The 21106-nt window shown below is 68.5% G+C and carries 25 protein-coding genes; 10 read left to right on the forward strand and 15 right to left on the reverse strand.

Annotation, left to right across the window (positions count from 1 at the left end; translation table 11 throughout):
• Positions 1-253 precede the first annotated feature (253 nt).
• A complete protein-coding gene (locus tag GC106_RS12420) occupies positions 254-952 on the forward strand; it encodes a carbohydrate-binding protein (RefSeq protein ID WP_312872612.1) in 699 nt (232 codons plus the stop codon).
• Here the strand turns inward: GC106_RS12420 and GC106_RS12425 are convergent.
• The gene (locus GC106_RS12425) at positions 939-1934 is read right to left on the reverse strand and encodes a LacI family DNA-binding transcriptional regulator (RefSeq protein ID WP_173128846.1); all 996 of its coding nucleotides are present in this window, start codon (positions 1932-1934) and stop codon (positions 939-941) included. The genes GC106_RS12420 and GC106_RS12425 overlap by 14 nt on opposite strands.
• A 131-nt stretch (positions 1935-2065) precedes the next feature.
• Between GC106_RS12425 and GC106_RS12430 the strand changes: the two genes are divergently transcribed.
• Both GC106_RS12430 and GC106_RS12435 read left to right on the forward strand, forming a co-directional pair.
• Complete coding sequence (locus GC106_RS12430) at positions 2066-3826, forward strand: glycoside hydrolase family 35 protein (RefSeq protein ID WP_173128598.1); 1761 nt, start codon at positions 2066-2068, stop codon at positions 3824-3826.
• Positions 3827-3844: 18 nt separating this feature from the next.
• Positions 3845-5839 carry an RICIN domain-containing protein gene (locus GC106_RS12435; protein ID WP_173128601.1) on the forward strand — a complete coding sequence of 665 codons (1995 nt, stop codon included), beginning with the start codon at positions 3845-3847 and terminating at the stop codon, positions 5837-5839.
• A 253-nt stretch (positions 5840-6092) separates the two neighbouring features.
• On the opposite strand, the gene GC106_RS12440 is transcribed toward GC106_RS12435, so the two are convergent.
• Positions 6093-6737: an MOSC domain-containing protein gene (locus tag GC106_RS12440; RefSeq protein ID WP_173128604.1), complete on the reverse strand. Its 645-nt coding sequence runs from the start codon at positions 6735-6737 to the stop codon at positions 6093-6095.
• A gap of 91 nt (positions 6738-6828) precedes the next feature.
• Here GC106_RS12440 and GC106_RS49700 point away from each other — a divergent pair, with 91 nt between their 5' ends.
• Complete coding sequence (locus tag GC106_RS49700) at positions 6829-7164, forward strand: DUF3040 domain-containing protein (RefSeq protein ID WP_173128607.1); 336 nt, start codon at positions 6829-6831, stop codon at positions 7162-7164.
• Here the strand turns inward: GC106_RS49700 and GC106_RS12450 are convergent.
• Positions 7106-7285: a hypothetical protein gene (locus GC106_RS12450; RefSeq protein WP_173127871.1), complete on the reverse strand. Its 180-nt coding sequence runs from the start codon at positions 7283-7285 to the stop codon at positions 7106-7108. The two genes, GC106_RS49700 and GC106_RS12450, sit on opposite strands and share 59 nt — an antisense overlap.
• Before the next feature lie 65 nt (positions 7286-7350).
• The gene (locus GC106_RS12455; RefSeq protein WP_173128610.1) at positions 7351-8604 is read right to left on the reverse strand and encodes an ANTAR domain-containing protein; all 1254 of its coding nucleotides are present in this window, start codon (positions 8602-8604) and stop codon (positions 7351-7353) included.
• 157 nt (positions 8605-8761) lie between these two features.
• On the opposite strand from GC106_RS12455, the gene GC106_RS12460 reads away from it, so the two are divergent.
• Positions 8762-9295, forward strand: coding sequence for a DUF2231 domain-containing protein (locus GC106_RS12460; RefSeq protein WP_246365504.1), 534 nt, complete (start codon positions 8762-8764; stop codon positions 9293-9295).
• Positions 9296-9533: 238 nt separating this feature from the next.
• Here the strand turns inward: GC106_RS12460 and GC106_RS12465 are convergent, their stop codons facing one another.
• Together GC106_RS12465 and GC106_RS12470 are read right to left on the reverse strand one after the other, a co-directional pair.
• Entirely contained in the window at positions 9534-11006 is a 1473-nt protein-coding gene (locus GC106_RS12465) for a PP2C family protein-serine/threonine phosphatase (protein WP_246365506.1), read from the reverse strand.
• A gap of 253 nt (positions 11007-11259) precedes the next feature.
• Positions 11260-11553 (reverse strand): DUF7662 domain-containing protein, encoded by a 294-nt coding sequence (locus tag GC106_RS12470; RefSeq protein ID WP_173128619.1) that lies wholly within the window; start codon positions 11551-11553, stop codon positions 11260-11262.
• A gap of 193 nt (positions 11554-11746) precedes the next feature.
• On the opposite strand from GC106_RS12470, the gene GC106_RS12475 reads away from it, so the two are divergent.
• Positions 11747-12253, forward strand: coding sequence for an ATP-binding protein (locus tag GC106_RS12475; RefSeq protein ID WP_173128622.1), 507 nt, complete (start codon positions 11747-11749; stop codon positions 12251-12253).
• A gap of 2 nt (positions 12254-12255) precedes the next feature.
• On the opposite strand, the gene GC106_RS12480 is transcribed toward GC106_RS12475, so the two are convergent.
• From GC106_RS12480 to GC106_RS12495, 4 genes are all read right to left on the reverse strand, one after another.
• Complete coding sequence (locus tag GC106_RS12480) at positions 12256-13071, reverse strand: ANTAR domain-containing protein (RefSeq protein ID WP_312872613.1); 816 nt, start codon at positions 13069-13071, stop codon at positions 12256-12258.
• A gap of 22 nt (positions 13072-13093) precedes the next feature.
• On the reverse strand, positions 13094-13423 hold the full coding sequence (locus tag GC106_RS12485; RefSeq protein ID WP_217280397.1) for an STAS domain-containing protein: 330 nt from the start codon (positions 13421-13423) through the stop codon (positions 13094-13096).
• 192 nt (positions 13424-13615) lie between these two features.
• Positions 13616-13786 (reverse strand): CsbD family protein, encoded by a 171-nt coding sequence (locus GC106_RS12490; protein ID WP_173127874.1) that lies wholly within the window; start codon positions 13784-13786, stop codon positions 13616-13618.
• Between the two features lie 65 nt (positions 13787-13851).
• A complete protein-coding gene (locus tag GC106_RS12495; protein ID WP_173128628.1) occupies positions 13852-14556 on the reverse strand; it encodes a hypothetical protein in 705 nt (234 codons plus the stop codon).
• 125 nt (positions 14557-14681) lie between these two features.
• Here GC106_RS12495 and GC106_RS47705 point away from each other — a divergent pair, with 125 nt between their 5' ends.
• From GC106_RS47705 to GC106_RS12515, 4 genes are all read left to right on the forward strand, one after another.
• Complete coding sequence (locus GC106_RS47705) at positions 14682-15017, forward strand: hypothetical protein (RefSeq protein ID WP_173128631.1); 336 nt, start codon at positions 14682-14684, stop codon at positions 15015-15017.
• Entirely contained in the window at positions 15014-15442 is a 429-nt protein-coding gene (locus GC106_RS12505) for a MerR family transcriptional regulator (protein WP_173128633.1), read from the forward strand. Before GC106_RS47705 ends, GC106_RS12505 begins: the two co-directional genes overlap by 4 nt.
• On the forward strand, positions 15439-15771 hold the full coding sequence (locus GC106_RS12510) for a YnfA family protein (protein WP_173128636.1): 333 nt from the start codon (positions 15439-15441) through the stop codon (positions 15769-15771). Before GC106_RS12505 ends, GC106_RS12510 begins: the two co-directional genes overlap by 4 nt.
• 74 nt (positions 15772-15845) lie before the next feature.
• Positions 15846-16190, forward strand: coding sequence for a VOC family protein (locus GC106_RS12515; RefSeq protein ID WP_312872614.1), 345 nt, complete (start codon positions 15846-15848; stop codon positions 16188-16190).
• Between the two features lie 193 nt (positions 16191-16383).
• Here the strand turns inward: GC106_RS12515 and GC106_RS47025 are convergent, their stop codons facing one another.
• The 5 genes from GC106_RS47025 to GC106_RS12535 form a co-directional block, all read right to left on the reverse strand.
• A complete protein-coding gene (locus GC106_RS47025; protein ID WP_246365614.1) occupies positions 16384-16632 on the reverse strand; it encodes a hypothetical protein in 249 nt (82 codons plus the stop codon).
• The gene (locus GC106_RS12520) at positions 16541-17068 is read right to left on the reverse strand and encodes a carbohydrate-binding protein (RefSeq protein WP_217280399.1); all 528 of its coding nucleotides are present in this window, start codon (positions 17066-17068) and stop codon (positions 16541-16543) included. Before GC106_RS12520 ends, GC106_RS47025 begins: the two co-directional genes overlap by 92 nt.
• Before the next feature lie 15 nt (positions 17069-17083).
• The gene (locus GC106_RS12525; RefSeq protein ID WP_217280400.1) at positions 17084-18451 is read right to left on the reverse strand and encodes a pectate lyase family protein; all 1368 of its coding nucleotides are present in this window, start codon (positions 18449-18451) and stop codon (positions 17084-17086) included.
• A 204-nt stretch (positions 18452-18655) separates the two neighbouring features.
• Positions 18656-19444 carry a pectate lyase gene (locus GC106_RS12530; protein ID WP_173128641.1) on the reverse strand — a complete coding sequence of 263 codons (789 nt, stop codon included), beginning with the start codon at positions 19442-19444 and terminating at the stop codon, positions 18656-18658.
• Positions 19445-19708: 264 nt separating this feature from the next.
• The gene (locus GC106_RS12535) at positions 19709-21097 is read right to left on the reverse strand and encodes a hypothetical protein (protein ID WP_173128644.1); all 1389 of its coding nucleotides are present in this window, start codon (positions 21095-21097) and stop codon (positions 19709-19711) included.
• Positions 21098-21106: the final 9 nt, after the last annotated feature.

Here is a 21106-nt window from a genome sequence, read left to right on the forward strand (position 1 = left end):
TTCGCCATCGGGTCAACGCGCGACGTAGTCGTTCCCCCAGAGGGAGCAACGAGCGCTCCCCCTCCGATGACAAAAGGACGAACGCCTGTTACTCGTCCGGCACCACCCGCGGCGCCGCCGGAGATTACCCGCGCGTCGGGGAGCGACCGGTACTGCACGGCCGGCGCCCCGAGGAGATGCCCTGCGCACATGTCCGCCCTGATCGTTCCCTGTGTTGTGTTAATCCTGACGCGACGGTCCGGAAGGAGGTCGGGTGAACCGCAGGGTGAGGTGGGCGGTGGTCGGCGCCGGTGCGTGCGCGGTCGTCGCCGTGGTGACGACGCTGCTGATGAGTCCGGTCGACCAACCGGTCGGCGCGCGCATCACCGTGCCGCAGGCTGACGCCACCAAGGAGGCGACACTCCCACCGCCACCGTCCTCTGTGTCCGTGATCCTCCCGGCGCCGCCCATCGACACGCCACCAAGCACTGCGCACGACATTCCAGCGCGGAACACCCCGGCGACGGTCCCACCCGAACACCGCCGTCACGTGCCCGCGCCGCCGCCGCCGGAACCGGCGCCGCCCAAGTTCTCGGCCGCCGAACTGCAGGCCGAGAACGCCAGGGTCCGCCACGGGGACGTCGAGTCCGAACACGCCGGGTTCACCGGCTCCGGGTACGTCAACTACGACAACGAGGCGGGCAGTTCGGTGGAGTGGACGGTGACCGCGTCCACGACCACGGCAGCGGATGTGGTCTTCCGGTTCGCCAACGGCAGTTCCGAAAGACGGCCGATGGACATCAGGGTGAACGGCATCCTGGCCCGGACGGTCACCTTCCCGGTCACCGACGGGTGGTCGGACTGGCGGACGGTGACCGTGCCGGTGAACCTGTTGGCAGGCACCAACACCGTCAAGGCCACGGCGACCACCTCGAACGGCGGCCCGAACGTCGACAGGATCACCCTGGGGTGACCGGTGGTGGTGCCGTGCTGGACCGGACGACCAGTTCGGTCGGAACACTGACCGGTTCGGTGGCCTGGGCCTCGCCGGTGATCTCGGCGAGCAGGGCGGCCACGGCGTTGCGGCCGACCGCTTGGAACGACTGGCGAACGGTGGTGAGCGGGGGCCAGAACTGCGCGGCCCCGTCCATGTCGTCGAATCCGACGACACTCACCTCGCCCGGCACGGCCCGGCCTTTCTCGTGCAGCGCCCGCAACAAGCCCAGTGCCATCTGGTCGTTCGCGGCGAAGACAGCTGTGACCGTGGCTTCGTCGGCCAACCGCAGCCCGTGCTCGTAGCCTGACTCGGCTGACCAGTCGCCGGTGAGCACGGGCGGTACTTCCCGGCCGGCCCGTTCGAGCGTCGCCTGCCACGACTTGCGGCGCCGTTCGGCCGCGTACGACTGAGGTGGGCCGGCGATGTGCCAGACGGTCCGGTGGCCCAGGTCGAGCAGGTGGCGGGTCGCCGAGGCGGCGCCCTCGGCCTGGTCGGTGTCGACCACGGGATACGTGTAATGCGCACTGGAGTCGATGACCACCACGGGAAGCCCGCTGGGCAGCTCGATCTCGCTCTCGTCCAGCTCGTGCCGCTCGATCAGGATGATCACGCCGTCCACCGCCTGCTCGTTGAGCCTGCTGAAGGCGCCGGTGACCTCGCCCTGGGTCGGCCGGGTCATCGGCATCAGCGTGATCGAGAAGCTCTCGGCGACCGCGGCGGCGGCGATCGCGCTGAGGGTGCGGCTGTTGCCGAAGGTCGGCACCGCGGACATGATCACGCCGATGCTGCGGAACCTGCCGTTGCGCAGTGCCCGCGCCGCGCTGTTCGGCCGGTAGCCCACGCGGCGCATCGCGGCCAGCACCCGTTCGCGGGTGGCGTCGTCGACGTTCGTCCTGCCGTTGGCGACGCGGGACACCGTCTGCCCCGACACCCCCGCCTCCCTGGCCACGTCGGCCATGGACGGGCCTCTTCCGCCGGTAGTGCGCACGACAGGGGACTCCTCGGGTGTCCTGGACATGTTTACGTCAGCAGGTTAGCCTCGGCGAGTCGATGTTTACGTAAACATCCGCCGGAACCGGAGTGACGACGATGCCTGACTTCGCCATCGGCGAGACGGACTTCCTGCTCGACGGCCGTTCTTTCCGGATTCTCTCCGGCGCCCTGCACTACTTCCGGGTGCACCCGGACCTGTGGGCCGACCGCATCGAGAAGGCCCGGCTGATGGGGCTCAACACCATCGAGACGTACGTCCCGTGGAACGCCCACGCCCCGCGGCCCGGCCGGTTCGACCTGTCCGGCGGCCTCGACCTGGGCCGGTTCCTCAGCCTGATCGCCGAAGCCGGGATGTACGCGATCGTGCGGCCTGGCCCGTACATCTGCGCCGAGTGGGACAACGGCGGCCTACCGGCCTGGCTGTTCCGTGACCCGAGCGTGGGCGTTCGCCGGTACGAGCCTCGCTATCTCGCCGCCGTCCGCGAATACCTGGACCAGGTGTACCGGGTGGTCGTGCCACACCAGATCGACCGCGACGGCCCCGTCCTGCTCGTCCAGATCGAGAACGAATACGGCGCCTTCGGTGACGACAAGCGCTACCTCGCAGCGTTGACGCAGTACACCCGCGAAGCCGGGATCACCGTTCCGCTCACGACCGTCGACCAGCCGGTTCCGCACATGCTCGAAGCCGGCAGCCTCGACGGACTGCACCGCACCGCGTCCTTCGGTTCACGCAGCACTGAGCGGCTCGCGACGCTGCGGGCCCACCAACCCACCGGTCCGCTGATGTGCAGCGAGTTCTGGGACGGCTGGTTCGACCACTGGGGCGCGCACCACCACACCACCCCGGTCGAGGAGTCGGCGTCCGATCTGGACGCCCTGCTCGCCGCGGGCGCGTCGGTCAACCTCTACATGTTCCACGGCGGCACGAATTTCGGTCTCACCAACGGCGCCAACGACAAGGGTGTCTACCAGCCACTGGTTACTTCGTACGATTACGACGCGCCCTTGGACGAAGCGGGCAATCCGACGCCCAAATACCACGCCTTCCGCGAGGTGATCGCCCGCTATCACAAGGTCCCCGACAGCGTTCCGCCTCCGCCGCAACCCGCCCCCACGCCCACCGCGGCACTGCGTGACCCCGTCTGGCTGCTGGACGCACCCCAACGATGGGGGACGTGGCAGACACACGAGCACCTGCCGGTTTTCGACGAGCTCACGCCGATCCCCCGGCTTGCCTTGCTGCGTACGGCAATCAGCGGTGATCACCCCGGTGTGCTGACGTTCGGCGAGGTCCGTGACCGCGCGACGGTGTTCTTCGACGGCCACCAAGTCGGCACACTGATACGCGAGCACCACGACCGTGCCATCGCCTTGCCCAGGGCGCGTGGCGAACTGCTGGTACTGGTGGAAGACGAGGGACGAGTCAACTACGGCGAGCGGATCGGCGAGCCCAAGGGCATCATCGGCGGCGCCACCCTGAACGGGCGAGAGCTGTCCACGTGGGACATTTTGCCGATCGACCCGGCTGCCGTGCCTGATATCCGGCCCGGCACAGGCAGCGAGGCAGCCGTGTCCGGCCCGTTGGCCGGGCCGGTGGTGATCCGCGCCGAGTTCGATGTCCCGCGGCCCGCGGACCTCTTCCTCGACACCGCCGAGTGGGGCAAGGGAATCGTGTGGGTCAACGGCTTCGCGCTCGGCCGCTACTGGCGTCGTGGTCCACAACGGACGTTGTACGTGCCTGGCCCGGTGGTACGGGAAGGCACCAACGAGATCGTCGTACTGGAACTCGGCACCCTGCTCGATCCCCAGGTCCGTTTTGTCCCCCATCCCCTGCTCGGCCACACCGAATCCTGACCGGAGGGCAGTTCGACGATGAACCTGAAACGCCTGCTGACCATCCTTTGTGTCCCCGTGGCGGCCGCCGCCGTCCCCGCTGCCGTGCCCGCTGCCGCGGCGGCGGCCGAGTCGGTGACCGTGCGGCCCGATCCGACGTACCGGCAGCAGCCCTTCGAAGGGTGGGGTGCCAGCCTGGCGTGGATGGCCGTGGCGACCGGCGGATACCCCAACGAGATCCGCAACCGGCTCGCCGACATGGTCTTCGGTCCGGAAGGGCTGAACTTCACGATCGCCCGCTACAACATCGGCGGCGGGAACGCCCCTGACGTACCGCCGTATCTGCGCGCGGGTGGCGCGGTGCCGGGCTGGTGGAAGGCGCCTGCGGGCACGACCCGCGACGACAAGGACTGGTGGACGCCCGGCGACCCGGCCGAGTTTGATCCGGCGGCCGATCCGAACCAGCGGTGGTGGGTCGACCGGATCAAGAACCGGGTGACCAAGTGGGAGACGTTCAGCAACTCCCCGCCGTACTTCCACACCGTATCCGGTTACGTCTCCGGCGGATTCAACGCCACCGACGAGCAGTTGCGTACCGAGAAGATCGGTGACTTCACCGCCTACCTCGCGCAGGTCACCAAAACCCTGGAGCGCGCGCACGGGATCAAGGTCTCCTCAGTGGACCCGTTCAACGAGCCCAACACCAACTACTGGAAGACCACCCTCGGCAGCGACGGCAACCCGACCGGCGGTCGCCAGGAAGGCGCACACATCGGCCCCGCGGTGCAGTCACAGGTGATTCCGGTGATGGCGCAAGCGTTGTCGTCGTCGGGATCTCGTGCCGTGGTGTCCGCACCGGACGAGACGAACCCGGACCTGTTCGCCGCCGACTGGCACGGCTGGTCGCCGGAGTCCCGCGCCAAGGTCGGTCAGCTCAACGTGCACACCTACGGCACCGGGAACCGCCCGATCGCCAGGGATATCGCCAAGGGCGCGGCGAAACCGCTGTGGATGAGCGAGGTCGGCGGGAGCTGGCTGGACCGCCAGGACTTCACCAGCATGGACCCGGGTCTCGGGCTGGCCGCGCAGATCACCGGTGACCTGCGCGAGCTGGAGCCGAGCGCGTGGATCAGCTGGCAGCCGATCGAGGACTACAACAACATGAAGCCGGGCGGCGAGACCCCGGCGGGGATGAACTGGGGCGAGATCCAGGTCCCGTTCGACTGCCCGGCGAACGCCACCCTGCGGACGTGTCCGATCAGGACGAACACGAAGTACCACACCATGCGTAACTTCACCCACCACATCAAGCCGGGTGACCGGCTGATCGGCGTGAACGACAGGGCCAGCACGGCGGCGATGCGTGGCGAGAACCTGGCCACGGTGGTCCACACCAATGCGAGCACCGTCGAACGCGACGTCGTGCTGGACCTCTCCGGCTTCGCGTCCATCCGCAACGGCGCGTCCGTCACGCCGGTCATCACCGATGTCGGCAACGCTCTCAAGCCCGGCAAGCCCGTGCGAGTGATCGGCAAGAAGGCCACGATCCGCGTCCCGGCCCGCTCGGTGACCAGCCTGGTCGTCACCGGCGTCAGCTCCGCCGCACCCGGCACCGGCCTCGCCTCCGGCAAACCGTTCTCGTTCACCGGCGTGCAGAGCGGCAAGGCACTGACCGCGGAGAACGGCACGCTCGTGCAGCGCACGACAGACGCGTCGGCCCCGGCGCAGCGCTGGACGCTCACCAACCGCACCGGCAGCCACGGCAACCGCGACCAGTTCACCATCACCAACGCCGCCAACGGGCAAGTCCTCAGCACCGCGAACGGCGCCGTCACACTCGCCCCGGCGGAAACCGACAACCCGGCCTCACGCTGGCGGCTCTCCACCACGGGCGACGGGACGTGGACGTTCGTCAACGTAGGCACCGGTGAGCTGCTGGACGTGATCGGCGAGTCCCGTGAGGACGGTGCCCGCATCGGGCTCTACCGCGCCACCAACGGTGCCAACCAGCGTTGGACAGCCGTCACACGCTGACGCCCGATCCACTGGATGCCGCCTGTTTGGGCGTCGCCGAAACGGGTAGCCGCTACCGACCGGACTCGGAGGAAAGCAGCGGTGTCCACGGGGAACGCGGCGGTGGCGGCATCCAGTGGGTGGCATGACGCGGAGTACGGCAGGCAGCCGGCCGGTGACACCCACGCCTGACTGCTCAACCTCGTGAGTGTTTATCAGGGTTAGAACCCCGATAAACACTCACGAGGGAACGTTGTCCGCAGGCGGCCAAAGGTCACCGCACCCGGGTTCGTCGTAGGACCTTGGCCAGGATGTCCTCGGCCAGCGCCTCGGCTCCGGTCAGCCGCGTGAGCAGGTCCGGCCGGCGGGTGATCGCCTGGAAGACCAGGTCGACGGTCACGCCGTGTCCCGGCCTGGTCAGCACCTCCACGGCATCTCCGGCTCGGATCGCACCCGGCCGGATCACGCGCAGGTAGGCGCCCGGCACGCCGCGGTCGATGAACGTCCGAATCCAGTCCCCGCGTTCCAGCCATGCCGCGAACGTCCTGCACGGGGTTCGCGGCGCACTGACCTCAAGCACGACCTCGTGCCCGACACGCCACCGTTCACCGATTTCGGCGCCGTTGACGTCGACGCCGATCGTGGTCAGGTTCTCGCCGAAACCGCCGGAGGGCAGCGTTGTGCCCAGATCCTTCTGCCAGTCGTCGAGATCCTCCCGCGCGTAGGCGTAGACAGCCCGGTCCGGTCCGCCGTGGACGGTGCCGTCACTGATCTTGTCACCGGCCAGCCCGGACGCCCCCGCCTCGGGCGCGGACACCGCCACAGGCCCGGTCACAGGCCGCTTGTCGATCCCGCTGTGTCCCGTCGCGGCCAGCATCGGCCGCAGATCGCCGACGTTGACCGACAACACCGCGCCCATGAACTCACCGTTCCCGAGAAGATCCTTGTTTCCGTGGAATGACAGCGGGTAGCCACGCGGCAGTCCGCCAATCGGCGTCCCAGGAGGCACGATGGATGCCCGGTATCACCAACGTCGGCTTCGCCAGATCGAGCACACTCTCGAGATGTCCGACCCGTCATGGGCACAGTCCGTGGGCCTGCGTCCGAGCAGGGCACGACGGGCCAACCGGCTCCCGGTACGCCTCGCGGTGGACGCGGCCGGGGTGGGCTGCATCGCCTTCGGAGCGGCGACGGAGGCGTTCCTGGTCATCTTCCTGGGCTGTCTGCTGGTGATGTCAGGTGCCTGCATGCACACAACCAGGAGGCAGACGCCCCTCGGCGGGGCCACTAGCTCGCGGAATCCAGGCGCGAGGTCAGGCCGTCCAGGTCTTCCCGCAGCTTGGTGAGGTCGCGTGCGTGCTGCGCGAGTTGCTCCGTGTGCCGGTCGATCCGTTCCTGCAGGTCCGCGACGAGGTCGCTGGTCCGCGGTGCTGTCGACTCAGGCGTCCCCGTGGCTTCAGGGTCCATGAGTCACCTCCCAGTCCGCCCTGTCTGCTCAAGGCTCCCTCCCCTCTACCCGATCATGGGCGGGCCTAAACACCTTCTGTCCGCCGTTCCGGCTTGGTGGCTTCGTGGTGTACCGCCTCCAGCGCGTCCACGACGACAGTTCGCGCATGCCAATCCAGCCATGTGGCGATCTCCGTGGCGGCGTGGTCGAGTTTGGCGGCCTGCAACCGCGTCGGCGTGAACCCGGTGTCCACGTGACAGGTCGTGACCACGCCGACACACGAGTTGTCCGTGGTCAGCAACGGGGTGCTGACCACGGTGCCGACACCGGCCTTGAGCAGCACGTCCCGGCCTGGGAGACACTGTTCCTCGGAGACGTTCTCAAGGACCACGCGGGTTTTGCCCGCCACCGCTCTGCGCCACGGCGCCATCGGGTCGTCCTCGCCGGCCAGGTGATCGGCGAGGTCCGGGGTGAGGCTGCGGGACGATTCGACACTCAGCCGTCCGCCGGGCGGCTCCACCAGCTGCACGGCGGCCATCACCGCGCCCACGTATTTCACGACCTCGTCGACGAACGAACTCAGCACCGCCGACCTGTTGCCGCGTTGCCGGGCACTCTGGGCGAATATCGACAGCGACGGCGCGGGTCGCCGGGTGCGTCCCGGGAACCACACCGGGCCTTCCGGAGCAGGAGCGTCGAGCAAGGCACGGGCCAGTGCGTGAAGCCGGAGGTTGTGCCGTTGGGCGCTGTCACGCAGCAGGTCGAACGCCGCCTCCGGCACACGCAGCCCGTACCGTTCCTGAACGACACCCAGCGCCCGTGCGATCACCGGCCTGGTGCGCAACGCGGCACGCAGGTTGAACACCTCTTGGCGCAGTTCACCCAACTCGGGTGGACCGGGCATGTCCGTCCGTGCCCTGCCGACGTGGCCGACCGGCTCCGGCGTCCCCAGGCACGCCGCGATCGCCATAGGCACGTTCTCGTGCACGTTGACGAGGTGAGTGGCGTGCATCAGCCCCAGGACCCGCCGCACGTGTGAGCTGGACGCGACCGTGAGCAGGCGCCGTCCGGTCAGCGCGAGCCGGTCGGCCTGTTCGATCAGGACCCGCACGCCGGGCGCGCCGAGCAGCACAACCTGGTCGAGGTCGACCACGACGTAACGGCTCTCGCCCGGTATCCGGGTACGCAGACAATGATCCAGGGTCCGGCTGCCGTCCACGTCGATTTCGCCGCGGACGCGCAGGATGACGAGGACGTCGCCCGGTTTCCATTCGGTGTCTACGTGGATGCGCGGGCCGGAACGCCCGTTCCCGACGAGCGGTGGATCGGTTCTGCCCACAGTGTGCTCCTGATCTCGTGTACCGGCGGCGTACACGGAAAGAGCCGCTCTGCTGGACTCACCCGACACATCCCACCGTAACCGCCACACCGCATGGCGTGGTGACGAGAACCGGCGTGGTTATCGGGTACCCGGGACCATGGACGTTCACCGGTTGATGCGAGCCGTCGAGAATCTCCGTGCGGTCGACCGTCCCGCGGCCACGGTGGCCGCGGCGGTTCGCAGGGGACTGAAAGCGTCGAAGGCCGACGGCGCGTTGCGCGGATCGTGGCTGGGACACCCGCTGCATCCGTTGATGGTCACTGTGCCGATCGGGGCGTGGGTGTCGGCGGCAGTCCTCGACGCGGGGAACCGCAACGACGACGCGGCCCGCAAGCTCATCGCGATCGGGCTGACGGCCGCTCCGCCCACCATCCTGCTCGGGCTGGCTGATTACGGCGAACTCGACAAGCGCCAGCGGCGTGTCGGGCTCGTGCACGCGGTCACCAACGCCGCCGCAGTGGGGTGCTTCGCCGCGTCCTACCAGTTGCGGCGACGCGGGCGACACACTGCCGGAAAGCTCATGAGCACGCTCGCGCTCACCGTGCTGAGCACCGGAGGCGCGCTCGGCGGACACCTGTCATACGCGCAGGGAGCAGGCGTGCACCGGTGGCAGGCACCGCGCTCCATCGAGGATGGCACCGTCGGCTGACGGACGGCAGTTAACAGCGAGCCACCGACGCGGCCACGTCTTCCAGCGGCGAACAGCGGCTCGCGCACAGCTTCCCGGTGGCCATGTCGATCTCGCCGGACAACTCCACGACGACGATCGCGCCGAGAACGCGGACACCGACCCTGCTGGTTTGACCCCGGAGAACGCCTGATTCACGGCGGACGCGTTCGGCCGAGGGCTCACCGTATTGGGGTCGCCGGGCGGAGCGCGAACCCCGTCAGGTGGCACCGGTGGGGCGGCTCGGCCGGGTCCAGCGGGCGAGCAGGATGGTGGCGTCGTCCCGCGGTGTCTCGTTCTGGTGGGCGATGACGGCGTTGATCAGCCGGCGGGCGATTTCCGGGAGCGGGTGTGCCACCGCGGTCTCACGACGGAGGAAGTCGGTCAGACGGGCCTCGCCGAACGGGTCCCCGGCCTCGTCACGGGCTTCGGTGATCCCGTCCGTGCAGAGCACCAGCAAGTCCTCCGGTCGCAGCGTCTGCGCGCCGACCTCGATGTCACCCACGCCCGAACCGAGCGGGCGGCAGCGGCCCGCACCCAACGGTTCGACCACCTCACCCGCCCGCATGATCAACGGGTCGGGGTGCCCGGCGTTGATGTAGCGGAGCCGGCCGCTGGCGAGATCCAGCTCGGCGAGGACGGCCGTGACCGACACCGCGTCGCCGAACTGCCTGCCGATGGTCTGGTCGATCAGCCTGGCCTGTTCATGGAGCCCGTGACCGGCGTGCCGGGCACTGCGGTGCGCGGCCAGTGCGGCCGCCGCGACCAGGCCGCTGCGCAGGTCACGACCCACTGAGTCCAGCACGATCAAGGTCGCGGTGCTCTCCGACAGGGCGTAGTCGAACGCGTCACCGCTGACGGTGTGGCCGGGCTCCAGGACGCCGGTCACCACGAAGCCGTCCACACCGGCGGTCAACGGCGGCAACAGCGACCAGATCAGCTCGGCGTTCACCGTCCGCTGGGTGCGCAGCCGGGTCCGGTCGAACACGTCGCCGTACTGGGAGAGCAGGGTGACCATGTGCCCGAGCAGGTGGGACAGCCACCGGCACTGCACCCGCAGACCCGGGTCGTGGAGATCGTCGACGCTGTCCACCGCGACCTCGAGGACACCGAGACGCTCGGCTCCGTCCAGCAGGGGCACCCAGAGCCGCGGTCCGGCGGACGTCGCCGACGGCTGGATCCGTGCCTGTTGGAACGCACGTCCCGCGAGCGTGGTGTCCACGTCCAGCGCACTGTCCTTGTCACCTGTGTCCGGGTGCCGGAGGGGCTGTAGGCACTGCTGCTCATAGTCGACCAGGTAGATGGTGATGCGCACCCCGAGCGCCTTGCCGGCGGCTTCGGCGACCGACGGCAGCCGGTCCGGCGGCGCGAGTTCCGTGCCCTCCAGCAGCCGGACCAGGGCGGCGAAGGCATCGCCACGGGGTTCGGCGTCCCGGACCGGCCGGCTGTAGACGGCCCGGTGTGTCCACGTCAGTTCGTCGAGGCGTTCGTTGATCGCCTGGGCGAGGATGTCGCGCTGGAGCGGGGGCAACGACCCGAGCCCATGGACGTACGCGTCGACCTCCAGGAACCCGGCCTCACCGCCTATCCCGAGGTAGCGCAGCCACAACTGTTCCACCGTCAGCTCGGCGCGCTTCATCGCGCGCCTGACGCTGCGCTGCTGCTCGCCGGCACGTCCATGGTCATTGCTCATGACAGTCACCATTCATGACGGTTGGACGTACGGCGGTGGTTCCGCTCACCGCAGACGCCGCACCGTGGACTGGGCGACCCGTTCGGCCGCCTGGCGCACTGTCGTGCGTTGCTCCCGACGGCTGCTCCGGGAGGAGCCGTCCAGGACCATTCCCGCACCTCCCTCCTTGAGACGCCGCGCTCGACTGCCCCGAGGTACCCGGCTTGGCCGCGTTCAACCCTGCCGGCCGCGGGGAGGCGGCACGGTCGTCCTCTCAGGACCGACGAGAGCGCCGGCCCGGGTGTTCACGAGCGTTGGCGTCCTCACGGGTGAACAGCACGCGGCACCCAGCCAGGTCCACTGTGGTCACTCGCCATCCGGCGGACCGCCAGCCCATCGCCTGCACGAGGTAGCCGTTCGCCCACCACTCCCGATGCCGGTAGGCCGAGGCCGGCAGCCCGCCGACCATGTCGGCGATGTCGGCGAAGTCGAGCCGCACGGCGGTCAGGCCCCGGTCAGCCTCGGTGGTGAGAAAGGCGCTCAACGGCGCGTACTTCTTGCCCGGCATCGGACACGCCCCCGGCGTCGGATGAACTGATCGGTCACCCAACGAGATGCCCACCGTGCACAGTGTTATGCCGTTGTTCCGAACCCGGTTGCGGGCAACCTGTGACACGACTTCCGGGCTCCGTGGCGGCACCGGAGGCACGAGCAGGTACCTTGGGAACCCGGACCTGTGTCTGCGAGGGACGGCGCTGCGGATGCTTGACGACACTGACCCACACATATCGAAGTCACCAGCGGCCCTGCGTGCCTGGGCCCGCCAGTTGCCCGAGCCCATCTGCGAGACCGTCCTCGACGCCGATCTGTCCCTGCCTTTCCTGTTCCACGAGGTCGTCGCCGTCAACGGCGCGTTGTCCCCGCAGCGGCACGCGATCTCCGGCTGGGCACGCCGCCTCGGCTTCGACGGCCACCACGTCGAGGACATGATGCTCGCCGTCGACGAAGCCGTGGCCAATGCCATCGAGCACGGCTACCGTGACCGCCCGGCCGACGACCCCGGGATCGTGATGCTGTTCGCGGCGTCGATGCCGGCTCAGGGCATGGCACACGTCGTCGTGGCCGACAACGGCTCCTGGCGGCCGCCGACCGACTCCGGGTTCCGCGGCCGCGGGCTGTCGATCATCCAGAAGATCACGAACCTGTTCGAGCTGCACTACGACCACACCGGCACGGTCACCCGCATGGCCTGGTACCTGCCGTCGTGACGTCAGCCGGTGGGCGGCCCGAGCTCGGCGTGCCGGGTGGCGACGGTGCGGGCGACCTCGGCGAGCTTGATGTTCAGGTCCTGCGAGGCACGGCGGAGCAGCTCGAAGGCCTCGTCGGCGCTGATGCCGCGACGCTGCATCAGGATGCCCTTGGCCTGCCCGATGACGTCCCGGGTCTCCAGCGCGCGCCGCAGGTGGACCTGCTCCAGTTCCGCCAGGCGCACGGCCTCGGTGGTCGCCACCGCCAGTGACGCGTGGGTGGCCAGGAGCAACGCCTGGTCACGCGTGGCCTCGTCGCCGAGTTTGCCTGTTCCGCGTGAGTACAGGTTGAGCGCACCGGACAGCCGCGGTGGGGTGATGTCCGGCAGCATCGCCGTGGACAGAACCGACCGGTAACCCAGTTCGGCGGCCTTCGGACCGAACCGCAGCCATCTCGGCTCGTCGGCGAGGTCTCCGCTGTAGGTGTACGCCACGCCCGGCGTGCGTGCCGCCTCCAGGCAGGGGCCCTCGTTGAACTGGTACTGCCATTCGTCCAGTTCGGCACCGAGGGGGTCAGTCTCCACCGGGGTGTGCAACGCCCCGTCGTTGGACCGCAGCGTCACGCTGACCAGTTCGACCTCCGGCAGCACCGCGACTGCCGCCTCAGCCACGTGCTGGAGCACGCCCGCCACGCTGTCCGCGGCCAGCAGCATCCTCGTCAACTGGGCGAACTGCCTGGCCAGGGGGCTGCGATCGGGGTCACCGGCGGGATGTGGCGCGTCGGCGGGACGCGCGACGAACTCCGCCTTGTCCCGGCTCCACTCATCCTGAGCGACCACGTCTCCGTCCTTCCCCGAGGAGTCATTCCGACACTTGTTCCGCCTCGTCGCCCGTTAACAGCTTCTGCAGGCCGGCCAGCCGCACAACGCGTTGCAACTGCGGTGACGCGGCCCGGATGGTCAAGCCACCGGCGACGGACGAAGCACGGGCCCGTGCCCGCAGCAGCGCTCCCAGTCCGGTGGAGTCGCAGAAACTCACCCCGGACCCGTCGACGACCAGATGTACGTACCCGCGGTCGAGCAGGTTCGAGAGCTTGCGCAGGATCACGTCGCCCGTTTCGAGCGTCAGGTCCCCCGCCACGGCCACGTGAGCGGTGGAGCCGCTCGTGAGGACCACTTCGATCGGATTCACCGCGTCAACACCTGGACCACTCGCCTGACAACCCCACCGGCATGCCGCCGTCGATCTCATGTTCGTGTCCTGACCAGGGCAGGCGCCGGCTACCAGGCTCGGGCATCGGCCGCCTCCCCGTCGTCGTCATCCGATACGTCAAGACCTCGGCTACCCCGCCGCCACGGCGGATAACCGGTGAGGCACTCCACATCATCGCCCCATCAGCCGGTCGCGGGCGTCGCGCGCGGCCTGCTTGACGGCTTCGGTCACCCGCTCGGCTTTGCCCTCGTCAGCGAGTTGCTCGTCGCCGGTGGCCTCGCCGATCTCCTCCTTCGTCTCGGCCATGGTTTGCTCGTCCTTGTCCGGTGTGTTCTCGGACACGCCTGATCACTCCTGCCGGTGGTGGGTCCCGTGGGGTTCCCATTCCGGCCGCGGTTCAATCCGCACTAGGCAGCCAGCAGGCGGTCGATCGCGCGCGGCAGAACCGCACGCAGATCGCTCAACGTCTCCCGGCGGGTGATGTGCGAGGCAGTGGCCACCTCGATGAGCGAATTGCCGCGTGCCGCCAACGCACCGCAGTACCTGAACTTCTTCGTCTGGTCCGCTGTCTCGTCGCAGTACGCGAAGAAGGCGTCAACACCGGCCGGTTGACCGATGCCGAGGTCGGTTCTGATCTTGTGGTCGAAACCGTCTTCGTCCTTCCACGTCGTACAGGCAGCGGCCTGCGCGGCGACCAGTTCGACCACGTTCTTGCCTGTGCGCGCCTGGAACGCCCATGCCGCGTTGTGCACCAGGATCCGGTCGCCGGAGAACATCCGATACCGCCCGGGTCCCAGCGTGAAGCCGAGCTTCTTGCCGCAGAGCCCGTCCGCCGGTGTCAAGGAGTTCGGGGTGTCCTCGTCCTCCTCCGCCGCGGGAATGCCGTAATCGGCCATTCCGTCGAGCGGAATGACGGCCCGGCGGACCTTCGCCTGCAGTTGTGCCCACGACTCCCCTTCCGTCGTCGGCGGAACTGACCCGGTCGTCGTCTGCCCGGTCGCGGTCTGCCCGATCGTGCTCGGCCCGCTCGAAGGTGGCCCTGACGGCGGGGTGGCCTGCGGGGCGGAACAGGCGGACAGAACAAGACAGGCGAACAACACTCGACGTAGCACGGCTTCTCCCCCGGTCACGGAAAGTCGAACACGACAGTATCGCGTACTCGACGGGCCACCGAGGCACATTCCGTTTCACATGCGAGTTGCATCCGGTACCGGGGTACAGGTTTACCGTCGAACCCATGAGCACAGAGCAACAGTGGGCGCCGCAGGCGTGCACCTTGCCGACAGAGCAACAACCACTGCGCGAGGCGGAGTTCGACGAACTGTTCGCGGCCTCGGTGCACGGGGTGACTCGGCGGACTCCGGCCGAGCTGCGGCTGGACCTCGACGCGACTGAGCAGGTCGCCGCGCGGACAGCGGGTCTGGTCGTGCGCGAGACCGGATGTTGTTCCTTCTTCACCTTCCGGCTCACCGCCACCGGCGGCGGTCTGCGGCTCGACATCACTGTGCCCGAGTCCCAGACCGGTGTCCTCGACGCGCTGCAGGCCCGAGCCACCGCGAAGGCGACGAAGTGACCGGGCTACGCAGCAAGCAGCTCGCCGAGGCAGCCGGGGTGAATCCGCAGACCCTGCGCTACTACGAGCGCCGCGGCCTGCTGTCCGAACCGGAGCGGACACTCGGCGGGCACCGCGTCTATCCGCCGGAGGCCGTCGCCGTGCTGCGGATGATCAAGGCGGCACAACGGCTCGGCTTCACGCTCGACGAGATCGCCGACCTCCTGGACGTTGGCCGTCATCGGCACAGTCCCGGGCTGCGGGCCCGGGTCACCGCGAAACTGGCCGACGTGGAGGCCAGGATCGCCGACCTGGGCGCCATCCGGGACACCCTGCGGACCGCGCTCGCTGCCGGGTGCGACGACCTGATCACGTGCTCACACACCGCTTCCTGCCCGATCCCGTTCTCCGGCGTCGCCGGGGCGGAACTATCGTCACGGCCATGACCCTGGCTCGTTCGCTCGTGTTGTTCGCCCTCGCCGCGCTCGCCGAGATCGGTGGTGCGTGGCTGGTCTGGCAAGGCGTCCGGGAACACCGGGGTCTACTGTGGATCGCCGGTGGCGTGGTCGCCCTTGGCGTGTACGGGTTCGTCGCGACGCTGCAACCGGACGCTCACTTCGGCCGGATCCTCGCGGCGTACGGCGGTGTGTTCGTCGCGGGTTCACTGGCGTGGGGCATGATCGTGGACAGGTTCCAGCCGGATCGCTGGGACTACGCCGGCGCCGCGATCTGCCTGATCGGCGTGGCGGTGATCATGTACGCGCCCAGGGGCTAGCACGCCCAAGCCGACCGATGAGTTTTCACGATCGGCCGGGTCCATCCTCCGAGACGACTGAGAGGAGGGTCCGAGTGGACCTGTACAGCGTGATGCCGGTGAGTGACGCGACCAAGGCACTGGCGTGGTTCGAGGTGTTCTTCGGGCGCCCGGCCGACGAGGTCATCGGCGAGGAGTACCTCTGGCAGGTCGGCGTGAACGCGTGGGTCGTCGTCGACGACCGGAACGTGCGGGCCGACCGCGTGGGTCAGGCCATGATCACGCTCGGAGTGACCGGCCTCGACGACATCCTGGCCCGCCTCGCCGCACACGGCATCGGCCATGAACCGGTGGAGACCTACGGCAACGGCGTACGTCACGTCGTGGTGCTGGACCCGGACGGCAACAGCCTGTCGCTCGCCGAGGCGCCAACTCCGTAGCACGACCGCGACCGGCGGCAGTCGGCACCCCGTGTCGACCTTTGCGGCACCCCGTGTCGACCTTTGCGGCACCCCGTGTCGACCTTTGCGGCACCCCGAAATTCCCCTGGCGATGCCGCGACGGTCAGGCGGACTCCCAGTGCGTTGGTCCGGGTCGGACCAGCACAGCGTTGTGCTGGCCCGACCCGGTGCTCTACTGCTGGCCGAAGGTCACCACCAACCGGCCGTCCGCCGCGAACGACCACCTCGGCGCACCGGGGTAGGACGAGCACCGGGACCCGTTCGTACCGGACCAGAACTGGTTCGAACTGTCCGAGTTGCCGATGATCCTGTCGTTCGAGCCGCTGCCGCTACGGCAGGAGACGTTGTTCCGGAACACCGAAGTGCCGCCGTCGAACGAGTAGTCGCGCTCGGCGTTGTCGATGCTGACGTTGTCCGACACCGTCGATGTTCGGCAGGCCGCCGGAAGTGGTCGGGTTGAGCCGGATCGTGTTACTGCCCGCGTTCACGGTGACGGGCAACGACTTGGTGACCCAGGTGTTCCACGCACCCGTGCTCTCGAACGACACCGCCTGCACGGTCGTACCGTTGACGATCAGGTCGGCGGGGCGGCTACTGCTCGTGCCGTTGGCGAACCGCACCTCCAGCGTCGCCGTACCTGCCGCCGAGGCGGTCGCGGTGAACTGGGCGTAGGCGCCAGTCGCGTTGGTGCCGTTGCAGAAGCCGGAACCGGAGAAACCCGACCAGTTGCTGTCGATCGTGCCGGTGCAGGTCGCCGGGGACGCCTCGACCTCATAACGTGTGGTCGCGGCGCTCGCCGACGCGGGGACCACCACGGCCAGGAGCACGGCACCAGAGACCAGAAGCGAGCATCTCATCGTCTGCCACCCATGTCAGAGCTTGCCCGCGCCCGCGCCGGCAGTGACGGATGCCTTGACGGTGCTGACGTTGTCCGCGGTGTAGCTGTACGGGATGGGCGCCACGGTTCCGTTGACCTCGCAGGGTCCGGAGTTGGTCAGCGAGTTGTCGCGTGCCACCAACCGCCCGGGATCAGATTCCGCGTACCCGCTCGCCGACCAGCACGCCTGCTGCACGTTCTCGAAGACGTTGCCCTCCACGAGCAGTCCGGCGTCCATAAGAGACGCGATGGCGTACGAGTCCTCGTTGTTGTTCACATTGGAGTAGTAGTTGTTGAACACGTGGACCGTCTCACCGAAGCGCACGCGCGGGCTGCGCTCGAACGTGCGGTCGAACCAGTTGTGGTGGTAGGTGACCCGCAGATGACCGCGGTCCTCACCGCCGTTGCCGTCGGAGTGGCCGACCAGCGAGGTCTTCCAGTGATTGCGGACGATGTTCCAGGACACCGTGATGTAGTCGGCGGCGTGGGTGATGTCGATCATGCCGTCGTAGTGGTCGGGGTCGTTCTCGATCGTGCTGGACATCGTGTTGTGGTCGAGCCAGATGTGCGTGGCGTTCTCGATCTGGATCGCGTCCCTGCCGGGTACGCCGCGGATGTTCATGTTCTGGATGATCACGTTGGCGGGGCGCATGTCCTCGATGTTGAGGGTGGTCCCGGAGATCCCCGATCCGGCGCCGACACCGCGGATCGTCTTGTCGGCACTGATCTCGACGGTGCCTGAGCCGCTGAGCATCCCGTTGACCAGAATGGTCCTGGCACCCGAGGCCTGCGCCTGGGTCCGGAAATCGGCGAAACTGCTCACGGTGACCGTGGACCCGCTTGCGCCACCGGTGGTACCACCGGCCTGTGTGGCCCAGCCGAGGATCCCACCGGGCGGCGGCTCAGTGGAGCCACCGCTGTCGAAGTCGAGGTAGTCGATGTTGGGCAGGCCGCTGGACGTGGTCGGGTTCAGCCGGATCGTGTTGCTGCCCGCGTTCACCGGCACGCTCACCGTCTTGGTCGTCCACGTCGACCAAGCCCCGGTTGCCTCGAACGACGGCGTCTGCACTGAGGCGCCGTTCACGACCAGGTTGGCCGGTCGAGCCGCCGTGGAACCGTTCGCGAACCGCAGCGCCAGTGTTGCCGTGCCAGCCGTCGACGCGTTCACCGTGAACTGGACGTAGCCGCTCGTTCCGTTGGTACCGTTGCAGAAACCGGCGCCGGAGTAGCCGGGCCAGTCGGAGTCGATCGTGCCGATGCACGCCGCCGGGGCGGTTTCGGCCTCATAGCGGGTGATCGCGGCGCCTGCCGAGGCAGGGACCACCAGCCCGGCCAGCAAGGCAACGCCTGCGACCAAAGGCATGCGTCTCATCATCCATCTCCCAAGTCAAAGTGTGGCCCGCGGTCCGGCGTACTGCCGCGACATGGCCGGGATGTCCGCTGCGAGTGCAGGGTGTACGAGTGGAAAGCCTCCGGCCGAACGCCGCCCCAGGCATGTGACGTCTTGTCGGAATGACGATGTGCCGGCTGGACCGCGGGTCGTGCGGTCCAGCCGGGCCGGTCGGCCTTACTGGTAGGTGATGTCGGACGCGGAGTAGACGCAGTTCTTCCCGTCCGCGCCGGTGCCGACCTTCTTGGACTCGCCTTCGCCCTTCTTGACACCGTTGTACTTGTCGCAGATGGTGACCTTCCTGCTGCTGTCACCCACGATCGTGACGCGGCTGAGCCGCGCGGTGTCGCCGTAGTTCACGTTGATGCTGACTATGTTCTTCGCCGACATCTCGATCCGTACGTTCTCCACCCGCACGTGCCGGGTCTGCGGGTTGTTGCTGCAGTTGCCGCATGTCCGGACGAGCTTGCCGATGCCCTGGGCGGCGAAGTTGCGCACGATCATCGTGCCGGGGGCGTTGTGCTGGAACACCTTGTCGCTGGCGCTCAGCGCACCGCCGCCGTCGATGGTCATCGTCTGCGAGGCGGACGTGCCCTTGAACGTCGCGGCGTCCTCACCCACGTCCTCCCACCACACGTTGCGCAACGTGCAGGTGCCCAGGCAGTGCACGCCGTCGGCGCCGGGCTTGCCGATGATCACGTTGGCCAGCGTCGCCCCGTCGGCGAGCTCGAACACCGCCTTCTGGCTCTCGCTGCCGCCGCCACCGCCCAGTCCCTCCGGGATGATCCGCTTCATCCCGTAGTCCCGGGAGCCGGAGACCTTGACGGTGCTCGTCACGGTCTCCTGGCCGTTGGCCGGTGGCACCGTCAACGCCTGCGCGGGCTGCGCGACCACCACGATCATGCCCGCCGCGAAGACGCCGGCGAACCCACCGGACAGGAACCGACGCCACTTCGTCGTGGCCATAGAACCTCCGAAGCACTTTGCAGGATGACTCCCCGAAGGGAAAGTCTTGTCGTGCGAGCCGGCCGCCGGACCGACCCTACGCACGGGAAAGCGCTTTCCGCAAGGCTCCTTGTCGATGAAACCCCTTTCACACAAGACGATCGCGCTGCGTCGCGGTTCGTGGCAGCCGAGTCGCGGGATCAGTCCACCGGAGCCGCCCGCGTCGCCGGCGCGAGTGTCCTTAATGTACTTCGGACGCGGCCCGGCCGAGCGGAAGCGGGACCGTCACCACTCCGCGGTCCGCGGCCTGAGGGCGTCCTCTCGGGACTCCATCGTTTTGCCGTTCACGTTCGAGTAGACACTGACCAGGTCGTCGGTGGTCAGGTACTGGTCGGGCACACCGGACGGCGCGGACACGACCAGCAGGGTCGGCGCCGGGACCTCGTTGAAGAAGCGGTGGATCGCCAGCCCGTTGCTGACCGCGACCTTGATCCCGGCCTGGATGCCCAGCGTCTCCCCGGCCTTCGCCTGCCAGCCGCGGTTCCACATCGCCGCGGCGAGCACCGGTACGAACAGGTGGGTCACGCCCGCGGCCGTCACCAGCCCATGCCGCTCCGGACGGCCGAAGTCCTCGCAGATCTGGATCGCGAACCGGCCCAGCCGGGATTCCAGGAGATTCAGCTGCCGGATGTGCGGGATGTACTCGTCACGCTTGATGTCGCCGAGGTCCACGCCGTACTCGTGCTGCTTCGCGGTGGTGAAGGCGAAACCGGACTGCTTGTCCTGGGTCATCAGCAGGCGTGCGCATCCCGAGCGGTGCACCAGGACCGCACGGTTCGGCGGACGGCTGCTCTGCAGGTTCGGCCCGACCGTCTGCACGGGCCCGCTGCCCAGCAGCAGCCAGGTCAACAGCCCGCCCTCCGGCCGCGGGGTGGACTGGAGCAGCTCGCACCACTTGGCCAGCAGGGTGTCGTCCAGGCTCGCCTCAGGCAGGATCGCCAGCATCGCGCCGCTGGCGTCGAGCGCGGCCAAGGCTTCGGCCAGGTGCGGGAGCAGTCGTTCGGCGGACGGCGTGACGGAGTAGAAGGCTCCCCGCCCGGGGAGCGTCCACAGCACGTCTTCGGGTTCGGCCAGGAACGGCAGCTGCGCGATGACCGGGGACGGCGGCGAGTCGAGCTCCTCGGCGTCCACGGCCATTTCGGTGTCGGGCAGGTCGTAGAGCTCGGGAACGAACTGCAGGTGCAGGTCGGCGCTGTGGTATGGGGGCACCCTGATCAGGTTCAGGAAGCCGTCGATGTACTCGGGATCCTCGTTCGGCCGCAGCCACGAGGCCCGCTTGAACACCAGAGAACCGCTGGTCTGGTCGTTGAGCCTGCCGGTCATCGTCAATCGGGTGCGCAACCCGTCCAGCGGGCTGAACGCGAGGGTGTCGGTCTCCTTGCTGGCGTGCAGCAGGGCCAGGTCGAGGCCCAGCAGCACCCCGAACGCCTCAGGACTCGCGGTCGGCGGATCCGGCAGCAGGTGGTCGGCCAGCGAGCCGGTCTGCTCGACGTCCAGCCGGACCTGGCCGGCGACCTCGCCGACCCGCCTGCTCTCCGACCAGTCGCTCAGCACGCTCGCGTCGACCGTCCGCAGCAGGTCGTAGAGCTTGACATAGGCATCCGCCGGGTCCATACTTAACAC

The sequence above is a fragment of the Kibdelosporangium persicum genome (assembly GCF_013280595.1).
Classification (GTDB): domain Bacteria; phylum Actinomycetota; class Actinomycetes; order Mycobacteriales; family Pseudonocardiaceae; genus Kibdelosporangium; species Kibdelosporangium persicum.